The following is a 1518-nucleotide window of genomic DNA, read 5'->3' as shown; positions in this document are numbered from 1 at the left end:
CCGGCCGCCCGGCGCCAGAACCCGGCGATGGAGAGCACCCGCGGATTTCCGGGCAGGATCGACTTCTCCGCCTGACCCGGCCCGGTGATCATCACCGCGTCGGCGGAGACGGTGACCTGCCCGGCGCGCACCGCCCACCGGGCTCCGTCGACCGCGATCCGGTCGACCTCTCCGGTCACCACCGTCATCCCGACCGCGCCGGCGACCCAGTGCAGGTACTGGCCCCACCGGTCGTGGGTCGGAGCCGGCCGGCCCCGGTCGATCCACTCGGCGAACTGGCCGGTCGCGATCAGGTAGGCCTGCCAGCTGTACCGGGCCATCCGCTCATCGAGCTCGGCGTTGCGGCCCGCCACCAGCGCCGAGCGGTACGGAAAGCCGACGTCTTTCTCCGGGCTGGTGCCCAACCGGTGGGCGCCGTCGGTCCAGCCACCGGCGGCCCGCCAGTTGGCGGCCACCGCGGTGCGCTCCACCGCCACGATCCGCGGCGCATCGACGCCCATGTCGTGCAGCACCGCCGCTTTGGCGGCCAGCGCGACGGCCTTGGCTCCGGCGCCCACCACCGCCAGTTCGGCCGTCACCGCAGCTCTCCCAGCGCGTCGACGAAGAGCTGTTGCAGCACAGCGACGTCGGCGCCGTCGAGCACCTCAGACAGGGCGCGCCACTGGGTTGCCAGTCGCGGCTCGCCGTCGACGGTGAGCAGCACGGCGAAGATGCCCAGCTCGTGGCGGACCGCCTGGTCGGGTTCGGGCACCGCCGGCAGCCCGGCGAGCAGGTCGGGGGCCACCGCCGGGCCGGCGCCCGGCACATCGCCGCGGCCCAGGTAGTTCAGCAGCAGCTGCGGCCCGGGATACCGGCGCAGCGCGGCGCCCGTGTCGTCACGCAGGTAGGCCAGCAGCCCGAAGTCGATGCCGTGTCCCGGGACGTCGGCCAGCGCGCGGCCCACCCCGACCGGGTCGGCGGAGACGACCCGCAGCGGGTAGATGGCGCTGAGCAGTCCGGCGATGTCGGCGGTGTCGACCCCGGCGACGACCTCCTCGGCCCGGCCGTGGGTCTCCAGCGCCAGCAGCGGCGCCGGGGTGGGCTGGCCACGGCGAACCCGCCAGGCGGTGACCATCCGCGCGGCCGCGGCGACCAGAACGTCGTGGACCGGCAGACCCGAATCCAGCAGGGCGGCGGTGGTTTCGGCATCGGCGAACGCCGTCGACACGGTCAGGTCACCGGCCCGGTCGCGCTCCGGACGCACCCGGCGCGCACCCAACTCCGGGTCTGCGCCGGCCAGCTGGGCGGCCCAGAACCCAGCCGTGTCCAGGGTCTGCGCCCGGGCGGTCAGCGCGGCGGACCAGCGGCGGTGGCCGCTGCGTTCCGGCGGGATGGCGGCCCCGGCCAGGCCGGCGTCCAGGTCGCCGAGGACCACCCGCCACGACACCGGGTCCAGCGCCAGCACGTGCCCGGCCAGCAGCAGCACCCCGCCGGTCGCCGCCGGGCGCAGCCACACCGCGCGCAGCAGGATGCCGGCCT

1 protein-coding gene and 1 pseudogene are annotated in these 1518 nt (G+C 75.8%); both read right to left on the bottom strand.

All coding sequences use genetic code 11. The annotated features are described in order from the left end of the window. Positions 1 to 578 (bottom strand): annotated as a pseudogene (locus AC2VNT_RS03860) (lysine 6-monooxygenase); the annotation flags it as partial. Beyond that, positions 575 to 1518: condensation domain-containing protein (locus AC2VNT_RS03855; protein ID WP_486945595.1), on the bottom strand; the 944-nt coding region annotated here is incomplete at its 5' end. The gene AC2VNT_RS03855 and the pseudogene AC2VNT_RS03860, both read right to left, overlap by 4 nt.

Source organism: Mycobacterium sp. TH-M15, assembly GCF_057473705.1.
Note: the sequence above shows the minus strand (reverse complement) of the source record. Positions and strands in the feature narration are given on the sequence as shown.